14 protein-coding genes and 2 pseudogenes are annotated in these 22,077 nt (G+C 42.9%); 7 read left to right on the top strand and 9 right to left on the bottom strand.

Annotated elements, in window-relative coordinates; genetic code table 11:
- Positions 1–39 precede the first annotated feature (39 nt).
- From KUA50_RS16565 to KUA50_RS16555, 3 genes are all read right to left on the bottom strand, one after another.
- Positions 40–804, bottom strand: a complete 765-nt coding sequence (locus tag KUA50_RS16565) for a DUF4843 domain-containing protein (protein WP_218456576.1) — start codon at positions 802–804, stop codon at positions 40–42.
- 80 nt (positions 805–884) lie between these two features.
- Positions 885–2,333, bottom strand: a complete 1,449-nt coding sequence (locus KUA50_RS16560) for a RagB/SusD family nutrient uptake outer membrane protein (protein ID WP_218456575.1) — start codon at positions 2,331–2,333, stop codon at positions 885–887.
- A gap of 10 nt (positions 2,334–2,343) precedes the next feature.
- Positions 2,344–5,451: a SusC/RagA family TonB-linked outer membrane protein gene (locus KUA50_RS16555; protein WP_218456574.1), complete on the bottom strand. Its 3,108-nt coding sequence runs from the start codon at positions 5,449–5,451 to the stop codon at positions 2,344–2,346.
- Between the two features lie 507 nt (positions 5,452–5,958).
- Here KUA50_RS16555 and KUA50_RS16550 point away from each other — a divergent pair.
- Together KUA50_RS16550 and KUA50_RS16545 are read left to right on the top strand one after the other, a co-directional pair.
- Positions 5,959–7,098 (top strand): rhamnogalacturonan acetylesterase, encoded by a 1,140-nt coding sequence (locus tag KUA50_RS16550; RefSeq protein WP_218456609.1) that lies wholly within the window; start codon positions 5,959–5,961, stop codon positions 7,096–7,098.
- A gap of 322 nt (positions 7,099–7,420) precedes the next feature.
- A complete protein-coding gene (locus KUA50_RS16545) occupies positions 7,421–8,464 on the top strand; it encodes an alcohol dehydrogenase (protein WP_218456573.1) in 1,044 nt (347 codons plus the stop codon).
- Positions 8,465–8,649: 185 nt separating this feature from the next.
- Here the strand turns inward: KUA50_RS16545 and KUA50_RS16540 are convergent, their stop codons facing one another.
- The 3 genes from KUA50_RS16540 to KUA50_RS16530 all read right to left on the bottom strand — a co-directional run bounded on the left by KUA50_RS16540 (position 8,650) and on the right by KUA50_RS16530 (position 12,118).
- Positions 8,650–8,793, bottom strand: a complete 144-nt coding sequence (locus KUA50_RS16540) for a hypothetical protein (protein WP_218456572.1) — start codon at positions 8,791–8,793, stop codon at positions 8,650–8,652.
- Between the two features lie 79 nt (positions 8,794–8,872).
- Positions 8,873–9,064, bottom strand: a complete 192-nt coding sequence (locus KUA50_RS16535) for a hypothetical protein (protein WP_218456571.1) — start codon at positions 9,062–9,064, stop codon at positions 8,873–8,875.
- A gap of 21 nt (positions 9,065–9,085) precedes the next feature.
- Complete coding sequence (locus tag KUA50_RS16530; RefSeq protein WP_218456570.1) at positions 9,086–12,118, bottom strand: hypothetical protein; 3,033 nt, start codon at positions 12,116–12,118, stop codon at positions 9,086–9,088.
- Positions 12,119–12,405: 287 nt separating this feature from the next.
- Between KUA50_RS16530 and KUA50_RS16525 the strand changes: the two are divergent.
- From KUA50_RS16525 to KUA50_RS16510, 4 genes and pseudogenes are all read left to right on the top strand, one after another.
- A pseudogene (locus KUA50_RS16525) lies at positions 12,406–13,450 on the top strand (alcohol dehydrogenase).
- A 148-nt stretch (positions 13,451–13,598) separates the two neighbouring features.
- Positions 13,599–13,766: pseudogene (locus tag KUA50_RS16520) on the top strand (type I restriction endonuclease); the annotation flags it as partial.
- Positions 13,767–13,872: 106 nt separating this feature from the next.
- Complete coding sequence (locus tag KUA50_RS16515; RefSeq protein ID WP_218456569.1) at positions 13,873–14,991, top strand: PDDEXK nuclease domain-containing protein; 1,119 nt, start codon at positions 13,873–13,875, stop codon at positions 14,989–14,991.
- A 650-nt stretch (positions 14,992–15,641) separates the two neighbouring features.
- On the top strand, positions 15,642–18,302 hold the full coding sequence (locus KUA50_RS16510; protein WP_218456568.1) for a C10 family peptidase: 2,661 nt from the start codon (positions 15,642–15,644) through the stop codon (positions 18,300–18,302).
- A gap of 544 nt (positions 18,303–18,846) precedes the next feature.
- Here the strand turns inward: KUA50_RS16510 and KUA50_RS16505 are convergent.
- Positions 18,847–20,292: an AAA family ATPase gene (locus KUA50_RS16505; protein WP_218456567.1), complete on the bottom strand. Its 1,446-nt coding sequence runs from the start codon at positions 20,290–20,292 to the stop codon at positions 18,847–18,849.
- 119 nt (positions 20,293–20,411) lie between these two features.
- Here KUA50_RS16505 and KUA50_RS16500 point away from each other — a divergent pair, with 119 nt between their 5' ends.
- Positions 20,412–20,630 carry a hypothetical protein gene (locus tag KUA50_RS16500; RefSeq protein ID WP_218456566.1) on the top strand — a complete coding sequence of 73 codons (219 nt, stop codon included), beginning with the start codon at positions 20,412–20,414 and terminating at the stop codon, positions 20,628–20,630.
- A 13-nt stretch (positions 20,631–20,643) separates the two neighbouring features.
- On the opposite strand, the gene KUA50_RS16495 is transcribed toward KUA50_RS16500, so the two are convergent.
- On the bottom strand, positions 20,644–20,805 hold the full coding sequence (locus tag KUA50_RS16495) for a hypothetical protein (RefSeq protein WP_218456615.1): 162 nt from the start codon (positions 20,803–20,805) through the stop codon (positions 20,644–20,646).
- A gap of 255 nt (positions 20,806–21,060) precedes the next feature.
- Positions 21,061–22,050, bottom strand: coding sequence for a TerC family protein (locus KUA50_RS16490; RefSeq protein ID WP_218456565.1), 990 nt, complete (start codon positions 22,048–22,050; stop codon positions 21,061–21,063).
- Positions 22,051–22,077: the final 27 nt, after the last annotated feature.

Below are 22,077 nucleotides of genomic sequence, written 5' to 3'. Positions count from 1 at the left end.
TTTAATTTCTCCTTTGAGAGTGAATGTCTTCCCATGGCTTTACTCACCATAGAATGCTAAAGCATTGCCCTGTGCATCGAAGGCATCGGCATCGTAGGTCTTGCCACTGTTGCGAAGTTTCTGCTGTTCCTTCACATAGCTTTGCATTTCAGAACTTACATAGCTCTGCATGGCAAGTGTCATCTTCGACTCATCGTTGAAATCGCCTGGGTCGAGTTCCAGTACCTTGCATGCCAGTTCAAACTTCTGCTGAGTGAAGTCACCGAGCAAATCAGTTTTCCATGCCTTTGGTGCTGTGGTAAACTGGTCGGAGAAGATAATCTCGTAAGACAGGGTGGTCACCACGTCGCCATTAGCTGTGGTTTCCTCTGTCACGGGCAGGGTGAAGAATGCATTTGGCTGTAAACTTACCTGGATGTGCTTCTGCTGCGATTTCAGAATGGCTGTACGCTTTAGGGTAATCATATACTCCAAGGTTGTTTCGCCTGCTGGCAACTCAGCCTTCTCTGGAAGAACATAATCCACGCCTTCCAGTGCATCCTCCGAACTTACTGTCAGGGCAATCTCGCGAGGCTGGTCGGAAGGTCTGCCCACCAACTGAATCTTCACCGGCACCTGCATTTCGTCGCCTTTTTCATAAACGAAGGTCACGTTAGTCTTATCTTGCAGGATATTGGTATTGGTGCGATTGTTGAGATAAACGCCATTGATATCCTGGAATACATCCGGCTCCTGCTCACTGCATGAACCGAATGCGATGACCATCATCGCCCCAATTAAGAGGTTTTTTATCTGATATTTCATATAATTTCGTATGTTAAATTAATCTGGAAAACTCCTAATTATTAACGCTTGACTTTGAACTTTTTAATCTTAATTTTTGATCAGTTCTCAGTCTCAGAATCTGGCAATGGAACCACGAAGATCAAGACGCTTGCCTTTGGATTCTTGTTCTTGTTAGAAGAGGTGATGATGTCGCAGTTCAATCGCTTGTAGAGATAGAACAACTGTCCCTCGCCATACAACTCTCTGATATACTCATACTTCAGCAAGTCTGGAGTCAGGGTCTGCAGGTTTGCTACACCACGGTTTCTGCGCAGGGCATTCACATACTGCAAGCCGTTAGCCAGATTGTCGCTCTGACTCTCTGCAGCAATCAGGAACATCTCGCCCAATCTTACCATCGGAATCATCGTGTTCTGAATGCTTCCGTTGGCCACCATGTCACTATACTTGTAGAAATATCGGTTGCTTCCCGTAGCTATCCAGTTGGCACGATAGCGGTAGTCGTCTTGATAGCCGCCAGTTGTCGCAGCTCCGCCATATACGATATTGCTCATCAGGTTGTCATCCATGCGGAATACATAGTTTGGCAGACGGGATGGATCGTAGAAATTCTTGTGGATGTTTCCACGACTGGTATTGGTCAGGGCGAAGAGTACTTCCGACGAGAATATGCGGTCTGGATCGGCTGGAGAACCGGTTACAAGACTCTTATCTACAAATGGGAAGATGCCCTGGTCGGCTGTCTTAATGACATCGGTGGCATACTTGAACGCATCGGGCTTGTCGCCCATGTAGAGATATACACGAGCCAGGAGTGCTTCCACTGCATAATAATTCAGGCGAAGTGCACGATAGCGCATAAAGTTGCTGGTGCCGTCCTGCGAACCGCTCATCAGGGTTCCTTCTGTCTTCACTGGGTCGTTGGCGAGCAGGGTGCGTGCTTCTTCCAAATCAGCTGTCACCTTCTCTGCCACCTCTTTGGCGGTAAGGATTGGTTCAGGCGAATTGGTCTGCTTATTATAATAAGGTATAGCCTTCTTATCACTGTCCTTGGAATAAACCGGACCGAAAAGGCGCAGCATGTCGAAATGAAGCATGGCGCGCAAAGCCAATGCCTCGCCCTTGACAACGTAATAGTTGCCACCGCTGAAGAGGTTCTGGTTGCCATCAATGGTCTCCAGAATCTTGTTGCAGTTGAGAATCAGGGCGTATGCCTTGTTCCAGGTCTGATCCAATCGGTTGCGCCAATATTCAGTAGCATACTGATAGGACGCCAGGTCCTTGTAGTTGCCCCATACACTGTTGTCGCTGCCGATGGTGTAGGCACCGCCCATCACCTCGATCATCTCTACCGAGAGAGACTGACCGTAGAGCGCAGTACTGTTCAGATCGATATAAACGCCATTGAGCATTTTCTGATAGCCTTCCTCAGACTTGAGAAGTTCGCCCTCCGAAATCTGGTCGTAAGGTTTTACCTCCAACCAGTTGTCACACGAAACCATCAGCGTGCTGCAGGCTATAATCATTGAATATATTATCTTTTTCATTTCTTGCTTTTTAGAATGTTGCACCTATAGAGAATGACACGGTACGGGCAAACGGATAGTCGATGCCTCGCTCTGCCTTCACGGTTGACCAACGGAAGATGTCGTTCATGTTGGCCTGAACGGAAAGGGCTTGCATGCCAAATTTCTTGGCGATGTTGAGTGGAAACTCGTAACCTAAGTTGATTGACTCGCAGGTGAGGGTGTTCTCATCCATCACGAAGCGGGATGACTTGTCGGTCTTCTGCACCATAGAGATGCCCTTGAACTGTGCATTGCGGTTGTTGATGCTCCAGCGGTCGTAGAGGGCACGGCGGTCCTGGTTGTTATATACATCAGCTGTTCCGATGTTCTCCACCTTGTCGAAGAGCGAACTGTTGAAGAGCTGGCCGCCATACTGATAGCGGAAGTAGCAGCTGAATGAGAATCCCTTATAATAGAAGGTGGTTCCCAACAGACCCTCTACATCCGGTTCGGTATCACCGCATACCACCTCGTCGTTGGCATCATAGGTGAACGAATAGGTTCCGTCGCGCTTGATGAAGAGCTCCTTACCTGTGGCTGGATCGATGCCCGCAGAACGCACTGCCCAGATGGCGGTAGGACTTCCTCCGTCGTAATAGCGGGTAGTGTTGTGAAGACCCGTCTTTCCGCTCTCATTCAAAGCACTGAAGGCATTGCCGATGTTGGCATACTTCGACTTGGAATGAGTGGCGCTCACGGAGATGTTCCAGTTGATGCGCTCGTGTGGCATGTAGATAGGAGAGAACTTGATGGTGGCTTCCCAACCGTTGGTTTTCTGCTTACCGGCATTCAGAGCTTCGCTGGTTACGCCCATAGAACCTGGTGTCGTAATGATGGCGAGCAATGGGTCTGTATTCTTGATATAGTAATCAAGCGTCAGGTTCAGACGGTTGCCTAAGGTGGTGATATCAGCTCCAATGTTGTAGTTGATGGTCTCCTGCCAAGCCAGGTCGTTATTACCCAAGCCATTGATGATGACACCGGTACCGAATACGTTAGTCATCAGACTGTTGAACATATAGGTGGTGTAAGCCTGATAAGCCGAGAAGTTCTGGTTACCTGGGTTACCCACAGAGGCACGCAGCTTCAGCATCTGGAAGATATCATTCTCCTGCATCCACTTCTCATTGTGGATATTCCAACCCAGACCCACAGACCAGGTGGTGCGGAAACGGTTGTCGGTGCCAAACATAGAGGCGCCGTCGTTACGCAGGTTGAAATCCAGCAGATAGCGGTTGTCGTAAGCATATCCGCCATTCAGATAGAAACTGGATGCATGCTTGATGTTCTCACGGTAACTTGGCTTGCCACCAGTAGGGTAGTTGTTGGCAAAGGATGGAGCGTCAAATTGGTCGTCCGTAAAACCTGTAGCCGAATAGCCATTTGTCTTGCTGCTGGTATTGCTGAAGTTGAATCCCAAAACGGCGTTAATCTGATGCTTTTCGGCTATCAGTTTACCATAAGTTGCAGAAAGGTCTCCCTCGTAATAGAGATATTTCTGCAGGCTGTGCTTGAACAGTCCCTTCTGGGTTGCTTCCTTATCATCGAAGTCTGTATGCTCTGGAGAGAGTCGCTGATCCTGGGTATCATCATACTTGGTGATACCAAACTTGCCACGCACACGGAGGTCATCTGTGGCAAACCACTCGGCGATGAAATTGTTGGTAAAGCCGAAGCGCTGTCCCTTGTCATAATTGTTGAGATGGGCATTCCAGAGAGGGTTTGATACAGGATAGTCGTTCAATCCATCTTCCGGATAATAGAGATATTTGTTGATCTTTCCATTTTCCCCATACTTCTTGTAATAAGGGTTAGCCTGGGCATATTCAGCGAAACTTACCGTAGGATTGTTGGTCTCCAGATAGTCGATGGAGAGTTTGTTGCTAAACTGGAACTTGCCTGTACGGTAGATCAGGTCGAGGTTACCGCCCAAAGTCTGTCGGTCGGAACCCTTCATCACACCGTTCACTTTTCCGTAGTTCAATCCAATACCATATCTCACGTTACCTTCTCCACCCTCAGCATATACATTGTGCTTGTGGGTAAAACCGGTGCGCAGCGGCACACTGAGCCAATAGGTATTCACACCCTGCTCGATGTCGCGGAGACGGGAATTGTAGAGATTATCCAGTTTAATCTGGTTGAAAGGATCGTTGGTATTGTCCTTATATACACCAGCTAATTTCTCAAACTCCAATTTTTCACGAGCGTTCATCAGGTTGTAATCAGAGAGGTCGGCAAAGTCCATGCTGTAGTCTCCCTTGTAGGAAATCTGCAGTTTACCCTTAACAGGCGCCTTGGTCTCGATGACTACCACGCCATTTGCAGCCTTGGAACCATAGATGGCAGTAGATGCAGCGTCCTTGAGCAGAGTAACTGAGGCTACTCTGTTCATATTGAGGTTCATCACGGTTTCCAGAGTTGTCTCGAAACCATCGAGGATAAAGAGAGGCTGATTAGGGTCAGAACCATATTCCTCTTTCAGACCAGCCACGCTCGACTTACCACGGATTTCCACATCCGGCATCTTGTTAGGGTTGGAACCGGAGAGGGCATTATCCATGATTTTGAAAGAAGGGTCGAGGGTCTTCAAACTCTGGAGCACGTTCTGTGCACCCACGCTCTTGAGTTCATCGCCCTTGAAAGTAGCAGAAGAACCGGTGAAGCTCTCCTTCTTACGGCGATAGACACCAGTGACCACCACGTCTTTGATGTTCTGAGCTTCCGACTTCAACATGATTTTGGCAAAGTCGGCTTGGTTGTTACCCGTATATCGAATGACTGTTTTCTTATAACCGATAAAAGAAAGTACGATGTTGCATTCCTTGTTGACTGGCAAGGAGAAATGTCCGTCGATATCCGTTGTTACAGCGTTAGTAGTACCTTCGATGGCCACGGTAACGCCAATCATCGGTTCATGGTCACCGCCATCAAACACCTTACCCTCAACAAATCCTTGCTTCACAGCGATCTCTGTTTGTGGAGTTGTTTCTCCATTTACATTCTGTGCGGATGCAGACTGAAAGAATGGAGGGGTAAGACAACAACTCAGCAAAATCCAGCGGCAAGCGCATGGAGTTAAATTGTTTATTTGCATAAAGTTACAATCTAAATTGAGTATTCTCGTATTAATATTATATTTCTTTGCAAAGATAACACTTTTTTAGAAATTAAATATATATTTAATGAATATTTTACCATAAATGAGGTAATATTCTACAGAATTAAACGGAGATAAGCTTAAAAAAATAGATTTCTTACTTTTAAATTTGGTTTGATAACCAATTAATTTCTTTATGCTATATTCGTTTAATACTTGTTTTGTGCTTTTCAAAAAGATTGATTTATTATTGTGTCAGCATGCCTAAAGTCTTATTCTTGTCAGGTTTGTGATAGTGAGAACCTGGTAAAATAAAAAAAAGGGTGCGCCATAAATTCATGACACACCCTCAATTGCTTTTTGTACTATATAATCAAAAAATGAACGGAAAAACTAATGTTTTTGAAAAAGATATTGTATTTTTGTAGCCAAATTAACAAATAACTAAAACATATAATGAAGAAACAAACGAAATGGCTACTCGCTGGTATGATGATGCTGGCGATGTCCGCAAATGTGAAAGCCCAGACTTTCGATGTAGATCTGAGTAAGCAAAATCCTAAAAGTTACGCAGTGGAAGTGCCTGATGGCAACTACAAGGTGACGGTTGTCCTCGGCTCCAAGAAAAAGGCTGCCAAGACGGTGGTGCGTGCTGAAGCCAGAAGACTCATGGTGGATGAAATCTCTACCAAGAAGGGTAAATTCCAGACTGTCCAGTTTATCGTCAACAAGCGTTCACCAAAGATTTCTGATAAGATGAACGTACGTATCAAACCTCGTGAGAAGGGCACACCTGACTGGGATGACAAGTTGACTCTTGACTTCTATGGTGCTGCTCCTGCTGTAAAACAGGTGAAGATAGAGCGTGACACGACTGCCACAACCATCTTCCTCTGTGGTAACTCAACCGTAGTGGATCAGGCTCATGAACCATACGCCAGTTGGGGGCAGATGATTCCACGCTGGTTTGGTCCGGAAGTAGCTATTTCCAATCATGCAGAGAGCGGATTGACAGCCGGATCCTTCTTAGCTTCCAACCGTCTGGAGAAAGTATTGGCCATGATGAAGAAGGGTGACTATGTGATTTGTGAGTTCGGACACAACGACCAGAAAGAGAAGACTCCAGGAAGTGGAGCCTGGTATAATTTCTCCTACAATCTGAAGCAGTATATAGATAAGGTACGCGCTAAGGGTGGAAACATCATCTTTGTGACTCCTACCCAGCGCCGTTTCTTTGACAAAGCTACCCGCAGCAAAATACAGGAAACGCATGGCGATTATCCTGATGCCATGAGAGCTGTGGCCAAAAGAGAGGGTGTGCCTGTCATCGAACTGCATGATATGACCCGTACTTTCTTCGAGACATTGGGCTATGAGAACAGTAAGAAATCGCTGGTTCACTATCCAGCCAACACTTATCCTAATCAGCCGAAGGCATTAGAGGATAATACCCACTTCAATCCATACGGAGCCTATGAGGTGGCCAAGATGGTGGTGATGGGAATGAAGCAGCTCCATCTGCCATTCCTGAAATATCTCCGTCCAGACTGGCAGGATTTCAATCCAGCCCAGCCTGACGACTTCAACAAGTTCCTTTGGTATCCATCCACAGACCTGGATGTTACCAAACCAGATGGAAATTAAAGATATTCATAACTAAGAGAAAGTTTTGCTCCGTACTTCGGAGCGGAACTTTCTTTTTAGGTATGATAAACAATCACTTATCGTTTCCATAATTTCTTTTTATCTTCTTTCGCCAGTCTGTACTGTGCATCATTTTCATCTAAGGATAAAAATTCGGCTTTTATGAGCAGAAAATCTGCAGTTTTAAAATTCTTTATCATGGAATTTTGTCCAAAATGAGCCAATTACGAATATTTTTTGTATATTTGCACAAAATTGAAATGAATGTTTCTATCACTTCACAGGACAATCAGATTTTGACAATTTTCAACTTATCATCATAATGAAAGCATTTACTTATATTAAACAAGGTGTATTTGGCTTCACCGAAAAGGAGAAACCTATCCTGATAGATGAACACGATGCCATCGTGAGAGTAACCATGAGCAGTATCTGTACCAGCGATCTGCATATCAAGCATGGTTCTGTTCCTCGTGCCGTTCCCGGAATTACTGTGGGACATGAAATGGTGGGTGTCGTAGATGAAGTAGGGGAGAAAGTAACTCATGTGAAACCGGGCGATAGAGTAACTGTGAATGTGGAAACATACTGCGGGGAATGCTTCTACTGCCAACATGGATATGTGAACAATTGTACTTCTCCTCATGGCGGTTGGGCTTTGGGCTGTCGTATCGATGGCGGGCAGACCGAATATGTAAGGGTTCCTTATGCCACCACGGGCTTAAACAGGATTCCTGACAATGTAAGTGATGAGCAGGCACTCTTTGTTGGTGATATCCTTGCCACAGGTTTCTGGGCAACAAGGATTTCTGAAATCAAGGAAGAAGATACAGTTTTGATTATCGGAGCAGGACCTACGGGAGTGTGCTGTTTGCTTTGCACGTTGTTGAAGAATCCGCAGAAAATCATCGTTTGCGAGAAGTCAGAAGCCAGAAGAGCTTTTATCAAGGAGCATTATCCGCAGGTTTTGGTGGTAGAACCAGAGGATTGCGAGGCTTTTGTCAAGGAACAGAGTTTGCACGGTGGTGCGGATGTGGTGATGGAGGTAGCAGGCGGTCCTGATACTTTCCAGTTGGCATGGCAATGTGCCCGTCCTAATGCGATAGTTACCATTGTGGCGATGTACGATAAACCTCAGCTCTTACCTCTCCCAGATATGTATGGCAAAAATCTCATCTTCAAGACTGGTGGTGTAGATGGTTGCGACTGCGAGGAAATCCTGCATCTGATATCTCAGGGCAGGATAGACACCACTCCTCTCATCACCCACCGTTTCCCTCTTTCAAAAATCGAAGAAGCCTACGATATCTTTGAAAACAGAAAAGATGGAGTTATTAAAGTTGCGATATATCCGGATGAGAAATAAAAAAAAGGGAAGAAGAGACTCTTCGTCATGGACTCTTCTTGACGCTTTCCTCTATGATTATTACAAAAGATAAGCTATAGAATAAGTATCTTATATAGGTAAATGTATTTATAACTAATAAAAGGTTTCGTTCCATACTACGGAACGAAACCTTTTTTAATATGATAAGCAATTGCTTATGGTTTCTAAAATTTCTTTTTCTCTATGAATTGGAACATCTTGTTGCCCAACTCCAGTGCTCCATTCGCATCAAAGTGGAGTACGTCGCAGCGAAGGCTGGCATTGGGCGAGATATTCAGGTGAAGCATTCCAATATACGATGGCATCATACGCCCATCGGTTGGGGTTGTTTCTTAGCAGCTACAGGCATCATGCTTATGGCTGCGAGTAAAAAAGCAAAGTACTTTTTCATTCTTCTTCATCCCATGTTTTCCAAGCATTGTATTGCTTACCTAAGACGATATAACTATCCCCGCCTGTGGTTTCTCCTTTACCTTGCTCAGAAGAAACGACACCCGGTTCATTAGAACCGGCCATTAAATTTTCTATGGTCGGTAGGGTGATGATTCTAACCTTCGGCATCTGATATATTTTTCTCATAATTTCTTTATATTTGATTTTTTATCTAACCATTACTTTCTTGCCATTCTTAATATAAATGCCAGGAGCTGATGGCTTATTAATCTTTACACCCTGAAGAGTGAAATAAATGTCAGCCACTGTAGAAGTTGTTGTGGCATTATTTGTATTCACATTTTGGATGCCTGTAGCTTCAGTATCTCCCCATAAGATGCTGGCGAAACACTCCTTGCTGGCACTTGGAGTATATTCAGGGAACTGGGCTGACGATCCGATAATCTTCTCATCGTTGGTTGTTACCTTTGTGCCACCACACAAATCTGCTGGCAAGCGGAGATAAGCACTATTCTTCGATGTCTTACCTGTGATCACACGCTTGAAACATAAGGTGTAATTTTCTTTACCCTTCTTCTTGTAGGCGGTAAACATATAGTTGCGATAAGCAATTTCCTTCGTGTTTTCTTCTTTGTATTCTGTTGTTTTTACTTCTTTCGAAGCAACTGATGGCATCAGATAGTTCTGACCGATATCCTCGCCTGCATTCTGCTTCTCCACAAAGTTGATGGAAGGGAATTTCTCGAAGATATACTGTTGGTCTTCTTTATCTGCATCGCCTACAAATACCAAGTTCGCAGAATCCTTCTTCATATATTTAGCATCAGCTTTGTTGTAAGCTAAGATTACTCCTGTATTGGCAGGAATGTAATTGATTTCCTTCAGGTGTGCCTGACCATTTTTATATTGGTCCACGATGAAGACTTTCATCTTTTCTGGTTTCTGATAAGCCACAGATGAACTGAATGTGCGGATACAGTTCAAGTTATCATATACTTCCGTGTTTGCTGGTAATGGATCAGGAGGTGTCACGCTCTCGCCCAATGTGTACCAAGCCTTCACAACCTTACCGTCTTTGTCGGTAGTCTGCCAGAAACGCATGGTATAAATATCCTCTGGCAGTACGAAACCAATGTGCAATCCTTCATCACGCTCATTGCCAAGACTTCCATAGATCGGGCTTCCGGTTGGATTATATGGGGTGATAGGATTGTTCATGTCTGTGCCATTGTAAGGGTCAAGCATTACCTCATTCCAATAAGGGTTGTTGACTGCCAGCTTCTCTTGATAATCACTGTTCGTCTTTTGTTCTTCCGTGAAATGCTCTGGGCGATAAGCATCCTCTATATAGTTACGTACATAAGTCTGGTTGGTGAGGAATCGGAAACCATTACTTGCATTGTCTCCGCCGCGACCTCCTGCCACATCATAGTGATAGAACTTACCTGTATATTCCCAGCATTTTGTGGTCTGCTCGCTGTCTGTATCTTTGTAAGTTGTCTTGTCAAGCTTAGCATTTCTTGCCATTCTCACATAATGATACTGGCGCTCACCGTTTTCCCATTGTCCCTGCTGCCACTCTCCCGTACCACGGTTGATGATGCCGACGGCATTTCCTATCAGGTCGATGGATTCCATTGGAACAATAGTGTACATAGATTTAGTGACATTGAGATAGACAGTGAACTGAGAATAGTTGTTATCATCCATGTTGGCATTGAATGCCTGGCTGCGGTTCATGATGCAGGTTTCTATTTCCTCACCTTTGTCATTCTTGATTTTATACACGTCGGTCGGGGTTATTTCTACGCATCCTTGCAATGAGATGGCATCTTTTCCTGCCTGTATCTGTGGGCGAATAATATAGTTCCACTTATCATTTATAATTTTGTCTTTATTTGCTTCAGTACCATCCCAGTTTTCAGAGCCTCCCCAATTTTTACTTGTTTCTTCCAGCAATGAGGTAGGACAGATATTAAAAAACATAGTATTGCTTTCGTTGGCTGGCTTGTTGAGTATGCGTTCATAGACAATGTCACCAGGATCACCTACAGAACTGTCAAACTTTTCTGCCCTTTCCATTTTGTATTGTCGCTCTGAATTATCAGGCGCCCAATTATCATCAATATCTAAGCCCTGGTTATCCGTGTTAGGGTCATTGGTTTTCAAGAAGTTACCTATCAGCGTATAGCCTTTTGTATCTTCTGTCAAACCCTTGTTGGTATAAACATTGACACTACGGATTCCATAGCGAGTATGATCGTCATCACCGACTGGTTTATTTGTATTATATTGGTTAGAATTTCCTCCTATACTATTGGTTTCAAAATCTGATTTTGTCCAATTGCTGTTATTCAGGCAAATGGTATATGACACACCTGAACCTTTAGTGATTTTGAAAGTATTGGTATTGTCGCTTTCATTTTTGCAATTGTAATAATCTGCATAGGGCTTAATCTTGCCATTTTGATCTTTCTGCTGTGTAAAATCAAAATTATTATCCCATGGTCTGAATACATTGGTAATGGTTGTACCATCGTCATATTTCTGTCCGTCATCAGATCCTGCTACATAGAATTCAACTTGATTACCGTTTTCGCCTGGCAAATCCTTGTCTGCGATACCTACCATAAAGAGACTGGAACTGATAGAGTGGATACCTGGTTCTTGATTTCTCACATTGGTCATATAGAACTTCTTGGTAGTATTACCTGCCTTCATGCGCACCTCGTAGTTGATGGTCTTGCCTTCTGCTTCAGAGCGAGTCAGTTCGTTGAAAATCATGATTTCTTTATGCCTATCTTCAGTCTTACTATCTTCCAGCTGCTGTACATAGGTTCCGGACCATGGAGTTGGAAAATGACCATTTGTTTCCAAATACGTATCCTTGTCTATACCAGTGATATCAACAGTTTGTGTTTTTCCTTGAGCTACTCCTTCCTTTCGGATAATTACATTCATTGTCTTATTGTCATCAATGGTAACGGTGCAGTATTTCCATTCTTTACCACCTATTGTTTTGGTATCATAGTGGTGATTGTATGCCGCATCCCAATCTCCAACTGGATGTTCTTCTTTATTATTATCACCGTACCACCAGATGTACAAGGAAAGTTTTTCATTATTTACATCACGGAAATAAACCGTGATATCCTTTGCAAAAAGTTGTAAAGGGAGTAAAAGCAGGAAGCATATCGCTAGTAGTGCTTTTAAATGTTTGGAATCATTAATTTTTATCATCTTTTATAATCTTTAAATTGTTTATTATTCATCTTTTTCGGTTGCAAAGTTATCTAAAATTTAAAGTCGTTATCCTGAATATCAGCCATTTATCTGTTTTTTTTTGTGCAAACGATTGAGCATGTTGCTTTTGGGTAAACGTTTGATACTTGGTTCCGAATATTTTTTGTATATTTCCGCAAAAAAATAGAAATGAATATTTCGACAATCTGACAAAACGGCCAGATAACAAAAAGAAAAATAGTCCGATAAACAAAGATAAAAACAATTATCAACTTACAGTCATAATGAAAGCATTTACATATATTAAAACAAGGTGTATTTGGGTTCACCGAAAAGGAGAAACCAATCCTGATAGATGAACACGATGCCATCGTGAGAGTTACCATGAGCAGTATCTGTACCAGCGACCTGCATATCAAGCACGGTTCTGTTCCTCGTGCCATTCCCGGAATTACTGTGGGACATGAAATGGTGGGTATCGTAGAAGAAGTAGGGGAGAAGGTTACCCATGTGAAACCAGGCGATAGAGTAACCGTGAATGTGGAAACATACTGCGGGGAATGCTTCTACTGCCAACATGGATATGTGAACAACTGTACTTCTCCTCATGGCGGTTGGGCTTTGGGCTGTCGTATTGATGGCGGGCAGACCGAATATGTAAGGGTTCCTTATGCCACTACGGGCTTAAATAGGATTCCTGACAATGTAAGTGATGAGCAGGCACTCTTTGTTGGAGATATTCTTGCCACGGGTTTCTGGGCAACAAGGATTTCTGAAATCAAGGAAGAAGATACAGTTTTGATTATCGGAGCAGGACCTACGGGAGTGTGCTGTTTGCTTTGCACGTTGTTGAAGAATCCGCAGAAAATCATCGTTTGCGAGAAGTCAGAAGCCAGAAGAGCTTTTATCAAGGAGCATTATCCGCAGGTTTTGGTGGTAGAACCAGAGGATTGCGAGGCTTTTGTCAAGGAACAGAGTTTGCACGGTGGTGCGGATGTGGTGATGGAGGTAGCAGGCGGTCCTGATACTTTCCAGTTGGCATGGCAATGTGCCCGTCCTAATGCGATAGTTACCATTGTGGCGATGTACGATAAACCTCAGCTCTTACCTCTCCCAGATATGTATGGCAAAAATCTCATCTTCAAGACAGGCGGTGTAGATGGTTGCGACTGCGAGGAAATCCTGCATCTGATATCTCAGGGCAGGATAGACACCACTCCTCTCATTACCCACCGTTTCCCTCTTTCAAAAATCGAAGAAGCCTACGATATCTTTGAAAACAGAAAGGATGGAGTCATTAAAGTTGCGATATATCCGGATGTGAAATAATAAATGGTGTAGATCGATAGCCCTTTCACGGGCTATCCTTTCTTTGTTATATCTTGTTAAAGATTAATCTGTTGACATATATTTATAAAAAGAAATCACTATATTTGCATTTAAAGCAACAAATTGAATGTTATGAAAGATTTAAACCAACATTTTTCATTTTACGGCTGAGTTCACTTGCAAGAATGGTCAAGATGAATTCCGCCCAGACATCACTTTGTTTGTCAATGGTTTACCTCTTTGCTTCGTGGAGGTAAAAAAGCCAAACAACCATGGGGAAATGGTGGCTGAAAGTAAGCGAATGAATGATTATAGAACTACGCTTGCACAACAATTCGCTGAAAGTCATCGTTTGGAAGATGAGATAATGAAGCAACTCGGAAGTCTTAGCTTTAATAGAAATGTAGGAAAGGAATAAAGGCATGAATGAAATTATTAACGCAAATACCGATTTGCTGCCTGATGGTTATGCAGAATGGCGCAAAGACATAGAGCATCTTATAGAGGTAGCAAAACTACGTACCGCAATTAATGTCAATGCTGACACATTGGCGTTATATTGGACTTTGGGCAAACGAATTTTAGCACAGCAGAGACAATTAGGCTGGGGAGCAAATATCATATCAAAATTATCTGTTGATTTATCCCAAAAGTTCCCTAATGATAGAGGATACTCTTTGAGTAATCTCAAAAGTATGAGACGTTTCGCTGAAGCGTATCCAGATTTTCCATTTTTGCAAGTGCCGCTTGCAAAAATGGAAAATATTCCAATTGGTCAAGTGGTACTTGACCAATTTAAAGAAGATGACAAAGGCTTTGTGCAAGTTCCACTTGCACAAATTACTTGGTATCATCACATTTCGCTTCTATCGAAAGTAAAAGACATTGCCGAACGAGCTTATTACATTACAGAAACTGCGCAGAATGGGTGGAGTCGTGATGTGATGCTTATGCAGATAGCAAATGGATATATCCATGCTAAAGGGCATGCAATCAATAACTTTGAGCAAACCTTGCCACCTCTTCAGTCCGATTTGGCGAAGTATATTTTTAAAGACCCATACAATTTTAGTTTTTTGGGTACAGTGGCACTCCAAAATGAGCTTGACATTGAGAAAACATTGACAAGCAAGATTACAGACTTTCTCCTTGAAATGGGACGTGGCTTTGCATACATTGGCAGGCAATACCACATTTCGGTAGATGGTGATGACTACTATATCGACTTGCTGATGTACCATCTCAAACTGCATTGCTATGTTGTTGTGGAGTTAAAAGCCGTGGAGTTCAAACCTGAGTTCGTTAGCAAACTGAACTTCTATATTTCTGCTGTTGACGACATGGTAAAGTCACCTGAAGACAAGCCTACCATTGGCTTGCTTCTCTGCCGTACTAAGAGCAACAAGAAAGCAGAGTTCTCGCTTCGTGGCATTACTCAACCAATGGGCATTGCACAATACGAAACAGAAAAACTCTTTGCTGATGTCGCTTCGGCTTTGCCACAGATAGAAGAAATAGAAAATAAAATGGAGGAAGAATAAAATGGAGGTTTTTTGAATATTGCAGCAACTGCAATATTCAAAAAGTAAGTGCTATTTTTCACTCTTACCACATGTTTATTTTAGAAAAATAATGATGATACTAAAGAAAAATTGCATCTGTCCTTTCTGCCATTGAAACAAAAATAGAACTCAATCGTCAGATAAATGATAATTTATCGGCAAGAACAGATATGCCAATACTTAATTTACAAAACCTACATTATACGGCAAACACTATAAGTAACTACTCAGCACCCCTATTGAAAACTTGTCGTTACTAAAGCATAAACTTGAATAGTAAAGCCTCGAAATACGAAAGCGGCTTCGATAGTCAATGAAGCCTATTTCATAGAGCAATGAAAGCAGCTTCGTAAGCAGTTGAAGCCTATTGCATTATTCTGATAGAAACTAAAAAAAAAAATTGACCACTTTATGCTTTATTAATAATACACGTTGACTCACAGTATTAACGTAACAACTCATGACAATATGGGTGCGGTGTAGGGCGGCGGAATTAGAGTTTGTTATAAAATATTGTTCAAAACGAGCCTATTATGAATATTTTTTGTATCTTTGCAAAAATATAGAAATGGATATTTCTACAATCAATAAAACTATTAGATTTTAATAATTATCAACTTACAGTCATCATGAAAGTTATTCATAGTATCCTGTCCTTTTCCCCCTCGATAGCCCTTTCACAGGCCATCGTCTGTTTCCTTTTAGCCTTTAGTCCGGCAGTATATAGTAAAAATATCAATCCTCGCAAAGCAGCGAAGATAGCTCAAAGATACGTCACCTTACCTCAATCCCAAGAGGTAAAGGCAAAATCTAAAGGTTTCTCTCAAACAGCTGATACACCTTATTATATATATAATGATGCCAGGGGAAGCGGATTTGTGATTGTCTCTGGCGATGATGAGATGGGGGAAATTTTGGCTTACAGTACTGAGGGAACACTCGACACGCTGAATGCCAACCCCTGCGTAAAACTCCTCTTGGAGGGGTATCGCCAGACATACGAGGTGCTGAAAGAAGGAAAGGTAGTTGTCGGAAATGCAACCCGCTCTGGTCTGTTTTCTCAAACCGTATCTCCTCTACTGAAAAGCAGATGGGGACAGTCGTATCCTTTTAATGCCCGTACAGGTTACCCCTATAGCGGATGTGTGGCTACTGCCATCGCACAATTGATGTATTACCATCAATGGCCTCTTCAGGGAAAGGGACAGAATGAGTATGAGGTAACTTATTATCATACCAAGAAAAGTGCAGACTTCAGTCAGTCTCATTATGATTGGGCGAATATGTTGCCCGACTACCGTTATCCTGTTCGTGCAACATCAGAACAGGAAGATGCCGTTGCCTTGCTGATGAGTGATGTGGGCGTGGCTTCTTTCATGCAATATACACCTAATGCCAGCGGAACACAGGGCATATTTGCCTATCAGGCTCTGCTAAAAAACTTTGATTATTCGGCTGCCTACGCAACCAAAGCAATAGAAGGGCCTACCCGTTTTGCAGAAATCCTGCGGCAGGAACTCCTCAATGGATGTCCTGTCTATCTGGAAGGCAGACCGGCTGGTGCTGCTTCCGGACATGCATGGGTGACAGATGGTTTTGATGAAAATGGACTCTTCCACATGAATTTCGGTTGGGAGGGACAGGGTGATGGCTACTATTCACTCACCAACCTCAGTGTTTCGCAGACAGGTAGTGAGTTCCAAGGTAAGCCGCTGGCATTCAACCGTGCTATCATGGCTATCTTAGCACATCCCGATAATGGGAAATATCCGGAGATAGACCGTAGTCTCTTGGAAAATTCCCCACAGTTGATGTTCAATGAGGGTGGTTCGCTACTGATAAAAGAGGCAACTGGCAAGAATTTCAACCCATCACAGACGATTACAGTGGAAATGAATTCATTCGTCAACAGGGGTAAGCCTTTCCGGGGAGATATTGGTGTAGCAGTCTATGATGTGGATGGGAACCTCATGCAGGTTGCCTATTCTGATGATCATGCTCTGGGAGGTTTTACGCAGCGAATCTATGGTGCCGATCATGCCGGATGGATGGGGAACGACTATCTTATCAATGAAGCACAACCTGTCAAGTTGAATTTTTCAGGTCTTCAGGATGGATATTATCGTCTCCTTCCTGTATGTGTTGCCAGAAAAGAAGATCAGTCGTGGGATGAGTTCTTTCTGATAAAAAAGGCGCCTGTGGTAGAAGTGGAACTGAAGGATAGAACTGGGCGCATATCTGAAATCTATTCGGAAGAACCTCATTTCCAGTTAATGGCGCAGCCAAGACTCATCGGCAGCGTAGAACAGGGGGAAAAAGTACAGGCATTCTTCTCGCTGAAAAATCTCAATGGAGTACCTCGTGACTGTTATTTGAGAGTACAATTGCTCAATGATAGTCGAGAGGTCGTGATGGATACCCGTGTCGATCAGCTCAGCGAAATCGAAGGTTTTACCGAAACCGAAATTCCAATTTTGCTTTCTCTGCCTTCAAATCTTTCTCCAGGATGCTACGAAGTGAAACTCATCATCTCAGGCGATGAAGCAGAAACGATGTTCTATCCTGTCAACCTAATCCACGACCGGGAGGCTGCATTTATCCAGGTGGAGAAAGCGCAGGAAAAGCCGCTAATGGCGAAAGCAGAAGTCTTTTTAGCTGATGATTCCCACGAGAAAATAGAATCAGGCACTATTGATATGACGAAATATGCTAATTTCAAATTGGGAGTCTCGCTGCTCGCATCCGAAGGCAGAAGTTATGAAGGACGTATAACGCTGATGGGTGAAGACACAGAGACAAAGGAAAAGATACAGGTGCGGGGAATCGATGATGAAGTGAGTGTTTCTTCAACCTTCGAGGTTCCCCTTTACAGTTATTGGCTGCGCAAGAACAATTTGGCTTTTGTAGATGGTCATACTTATCGCATGAGGGTGATGGGGGAGATAGAAGGCAAGGAAATCGAACTTGGCAATCCGCAGGGACCCGTGTATTACCTGAAGCGTAAAGGCGACCTCCTCGCTATTTCCCAGGACACATCTACAGGAATCGGAGCCTCTGTAAATGCAGCTCCTTCCATTGATGTCCGTCTCGAAAGTCATCAACTATCAGTTTCCGGTAGTGGTTTGAGAAACATCAAACTCTATCAGATAAGTGGCAGTCTCCTTAAACAGTCTGAGAATATAAATGGAAATCAAGCCTCGCTTTCTCTGCAAGGCATTCCTGCAGGTATCTATCTGTTGCGTATAGTTACTGATAAGCAGACTTTCACTTATCTTGTTGCAAAAAAATAACAAATCTGATTCAATTAAATGGATTAATCTGTCAAAAAAGCGACTGATGATGATAGATGCGTTGCCCAAATCATAGCCATTTGTTTGGGCACTCGTTGCCCGCCTCGTGATCCCTCGTTGCTCGTCTCTTGTTCACCAGTTCCCCATCACGTGATCCCCGAGGGACCGCTTGAAGAGCATAACAGTTTTAAATCTGAGATGAAACAAAAACTGGTAAGTAAAGGTTTTGTACCCAAAAGACAAAGGAAATTCAAAATGCAGCAATAAAAATAGGCATGAAAATGATGTTTATGAAACCTGTATGGTTTAGAATTTGTGAAAGTTATGGAGAATACTACATAACAATGTTTTATGACAATGAATACAATCATGCTAATGGTGAGGATTTATAATAATCCCTAATTTCGCAACACTCTAATTTAATATCTTATAAGTGCCTGAGCAACAATAAGTTGCTCAGGATTTTTATGTCTAAAATTTCACTTATCTTAGTGTAGTAAAAAATAACAAATAAAACTCTGAATGGCATGGCAAAAGTACAAATTCAAACTTTCTCACCAAATAAATCGTCTAATCCCACTTCGCTCTGAATCATGCCTTCCTGGGCATTCTTTTTTATTCCTGTAGCTGTGACGAAAGTAAGATGAAGTGCCTTGCTAGTATTGGAAGCTTGGCGGAAGATTTCTCTTCTGTCCAGCAGCTTTTGCAGATAAGCAGGGGTGATGTCGTATGCCTGGAGAGAATACTTCATTTCGCAGAGATTGATAATCTGGTCTCTGCGGTCTAATATAAGGTCAATCTGTGCACCTTCAATTCCTTTTTCTTTGTTGGCTTTCTGTTGCCAGGAATAAACATTCGTCTGTACTCCCAGGATACCTAACTTTTTCTTGATTTGCGAGATATGGTGAAGGCAGAGCTGTTCGAAGGCATAACCGCTCCAGGCACGATGGGACGGAGAGTCTATCATGTTGCTCCAAAGATGTTCGTCGGTCTCCTCTTTACCTTTTATATAATGTAAATAGAACAAGGTGTAGAGGTCGGTCAACTGATACATGGCACCGTTCGACTTGTTCCCGAAAGAATTGTATTTTCTGATGAAGTCGCAGCTGATGAGATCATTGAATGCCTCAGACAGTTTTCCGCCTGATGTGAGATGTAACGCTTTCATCACATCTTCTCTTGTCATACCCATCTTTTTTTTGGCAAGAAGTTCCACAATTCTTCGGTAAAGTATGGAATCCTTGAAGAGTGAGCGGAACAGGAACTCGTATTCATTGGAGAGTTCTGCGCCTTCTGCGAAAAAAAGCATATCAATATTTTGAGGCAAGCTATATTGCTTGTCTATCATATTGAGGTAAAATGGCGTGCCTCCCATAATCATGTAGCATTCTGCTATCTGATGGCGTGTCCATACGATACCTTTTGATTGTAAGAAAAGCTCTGTCTCGTTAAGGTCAAAGGGGGCGAGGTAAATCTTTCTGGTTACCCGATTATGCAAGCCGCCTTTGTCGCCCAAAAGCTTATTGGTCATCCAGGTGGTAGCAGAACCGCAGACGATGAACTTGATGTTTGGCTGGTCTGAAGCCCATCCGTTCCAAAACAGGTCTAGGGCTCGGATGAAATTAGACTTCGGTGTATCCAGCCATGGCAGTTCATCTATGAAGATGATGATTTGTTTTCTTTCTGCCAATAGGGTGGAGAGATAAGCACGCAGTTGAGAGAATGCCTCGAACCAGTTTTTAGGTCTTGCCTGTTTCTTTCCTGAATACAACGACAGCTGCTCGCTGAAGTAAGCGAGCATTTCATTTTTGGTGCATTGGTACACACCCGTCATATAGAAACTAAACTTCTCGCCCAATAGTTGTTTGACGAGATATGTTTTGCCGATTCGTCTTCTACCATAGATGGCGATGAATTCGGGTTTGTTGGAACTGACGCAATTTTTGATTAGCTCAATTTCCCGTTTTCTTCCAATGATATTTTGTAGCATATCTTTATTTCTTTAATCTGGCGGAAAAGATGCTGCAAATGAGCGCAATGAAAGCTTGCTTTCAGATTGCCGAGTGCAGCAAATCTTCTGCAAAGATAATGTAAAATAATGGAAAAACGATGGAAAATACGCAAAAAGCGCCGATAGTGGTGCCAAAAATTGCTTTTTTAAGCACTTTTGGCACCACTATCGAGCTTTTTTGTATTCTGAAGGTCGATGACGCGTACCAGCTTCAAGAAAATGCTGCCATCCAGCAGATTATAGATAACAAATACTTGAAATCATTTAAGGCAGACAAGCTAAAGGTGGTAGATCCTATAGCCAAAGTGCCTGGCTGATAGAAGATGACTTCTAGTTCATCTTACCCTTTTCATACGTACGAGGATTGAGGAATTTACCGCTCTTCTCGATAATGTCGGTCTGTAGCGTAAGTTGAGCTACAGCATTATCAACGTTGTCTTGGATAATATCCTTAGAAGCCTCTTTCGTATGGCAACTGGTTAGACTTCCCATAGCCATAGCTACGGCACAGAATTAACATAAATACAGATAAATTTGGCATAAACTTTACAAATATCTTCATAAATGGAATAAATATGTTCTTATACGGAATGGTGGATACTTAGATTTAACAATACAAAAAAGTTCTGCCTGCAACTTAACGTTTGCAAACAGAACTTTCTTTATCGGGAATTTCTTTCATCCATATTGCAATATCAATATGAATTTTGCTTTAGCCTTTTATTTTGCTATACAATTTTCTGTAATTTAAGCTTCCTGTTTCTTTGGAATTACAACCGATGCTCCGATGCTGACGAGCAATACGAGAAGGATAATGACGAGAGAAGCTACTGCATCAATCTCGAAGAAATCGTGGATGAGCATCTTCATACCGATGAACACCAATAGCACGCTTACACCCACCTTCAGATAGCGGAACTTATCGGCTATCGCTGCCAGCAGGAAGAAGAGGGCACGCAAGCCCAGAATGGCGAAGATATTCGAGAAGAACACCACGAATGGGTCGAGTGATACTGAGAATACGGCTGGAATACTGTCGAAAGCAAATATCAAATCGCAGAACTCGATGAACACTACCGTCATTACCAGCGGACCCAGATGCAGGCGTCGCTGCATGAACTTCACCACCGGATGATCGAGAGCATTGATTTCTTCCTTCTTATTTCTATTCAGGAACATCTTGGCTCCGCTGTAAACCAGGAATCCTCCGAATACGAGCAATATCCAGGCAAATCGGCTGATGAGGGCTGCACCCGCAAAGATGAAGACGAAGCGAAGTACGATGGCTCCCAAGATTCCCCAGTTCAATACGTGCTGATAATCTTTCTTATCCACTCCGAATGAACTGAAGATCATCATCATCACAAAAAGATTATCTACCGAGAGCGTCTTCTCTATCAGATAACCTGAGATGTAAGAGATGGTCATGTAGTGGCGATATTGCTGCAGACTTGCCTCATAGTCATTCGGATCCAGTTTGAGATGAGAAGCATAGCGTGAGGCTATCAGTTTCAAATCGTCAAAGTTCTCTATGCCGTGCACCATATCGCCATGGAAGTAGATGAATACGGCGAAGGCGAGAGCGAGAATAATCCATACTGCTGTCCAGGAGCCAGCTTCCTTGATGGAAACTACATGCGCCTTTCGGTCGATAACCAGCATGTCTAATACGAGAATGGCAGCAATGAATATCACGAAGCCCACCAAAAACATCGATTCAGTAAAAACATGTTCCATTTTTTCTTTTCTTACCTATTTTATATA

This window comes from Segatella hominis, assembly GCF_019249725.2.
Lineage (GTDB): Bacteria > Bacteroidota > Bacteroidia > Bacteroidales > Bacteroidaceae > Prevotella.
Note: the sequence above shows the minus strand (reverse complement) of the source record. Positions and strands in the feature narration are given on the sequence as shown.

Excerpts from the sequence above, each read along its gene's own strand:
- KUA50_RS16510 (WP_218456568.1), top strand. The coding sequence starts at position 15,642 with ATGAAAGTTATTCATAGTATCCTGTCCTTTTCCCCCTCGATAGCCCTT.
- KUA50_RS16560 (WP_218456575.1), bottom strand. The coding sequence starts at position 2,333 with ATGAAAAAGATAATATATTCAATGATTATAGCCTGCAGCACGCTGATG.
- KUA50_RS16545 (WP_218456573.1), top strand. The coding sequence starts at position 7,421 with ATGAAAGCATTTACTTATATTAAACAAGGTGTATTTGGCTTCACCGAA.
- KUA50_RS16515 (WP_218456569.1), top strand. The coding sequence starts at position 13,873 with ATGAATGAAATTATTAACGCAAATACCGATTTGCTGCCTGATGGTTAT.
- KUA50_RS16495 (WP_218456615.1), bottom strand. The coding sequence starts at position 20,805 with ATGGGAAGTCTAACCAGTTGCCATACGAAAGAGGCTTCTAAGGATATT.
- KUA50_RS16550 (WP_218456609.1), top strand. The coding sequence starts at position 5,959 with ATGTCCGCAAATGTGAAAGCCCAGACTTTCGATGTAGATCTGAGTAAG.
- KUA50_RS16490 (WP_218456565.1), bottom strand. The coding sequence starts at position 22,050 with ATGGAACATGTTTTTACTGAATCGATGTTTTTGGTGGGCTTCGTGATA.
- KUA50_RS16535 (WP_218456571.1), bottom strand. The coding sequence starts at position 9,064 with ATGAGAAAAATATATCAGATGCCGAAGGTTAGAATCATCACCCTACCG.
- KUA50_RS16565 (WP_218456576.1), bottom strand. The coding sequence starts at position 804 with ATGAAATATCAGATAAAAAACCTCTTAATTGGGGCGATGATGGTCATC.
- KUA50_RS16500 (WP_218456566.1), top strand. The coding sequence starts at position 20,412 with ATGGAAAATACGCAAAAAGCGCCGATAGTGGTGCCAAAAATTGCTTTT.
- KUA50_RS16505 (WP_218456567.1), bottom strand. The coding sequence starts at position 20,292 with ATGCTACAAAATATCATTGGAAGAAAACGGGAAATTGAGCTAATCAAA.
- KUA50_RS16530 (WP_218456570.1), bottom strand. The coding sequence starts at position 12,118 with ATGATAAAAATTAATGATTCCAAACATTTAAAAGCACTACTAGCGATA.
- KUA50_RS16540 (WP_218456572.1), bottom strand. The coding sequence starts at position 8,793 with ATGATGCCATCGTATATTGGAATGCTTCACCTGAATATCTCGCCCAAT.
- KUA50_RS16555 (WP_218456574.1), bottom strand. The coding sequence starts at position 5,451 with ATGCAAATAAACAATTTAACTCCATGCGCTTGCCGCTGGATTTTGCTG.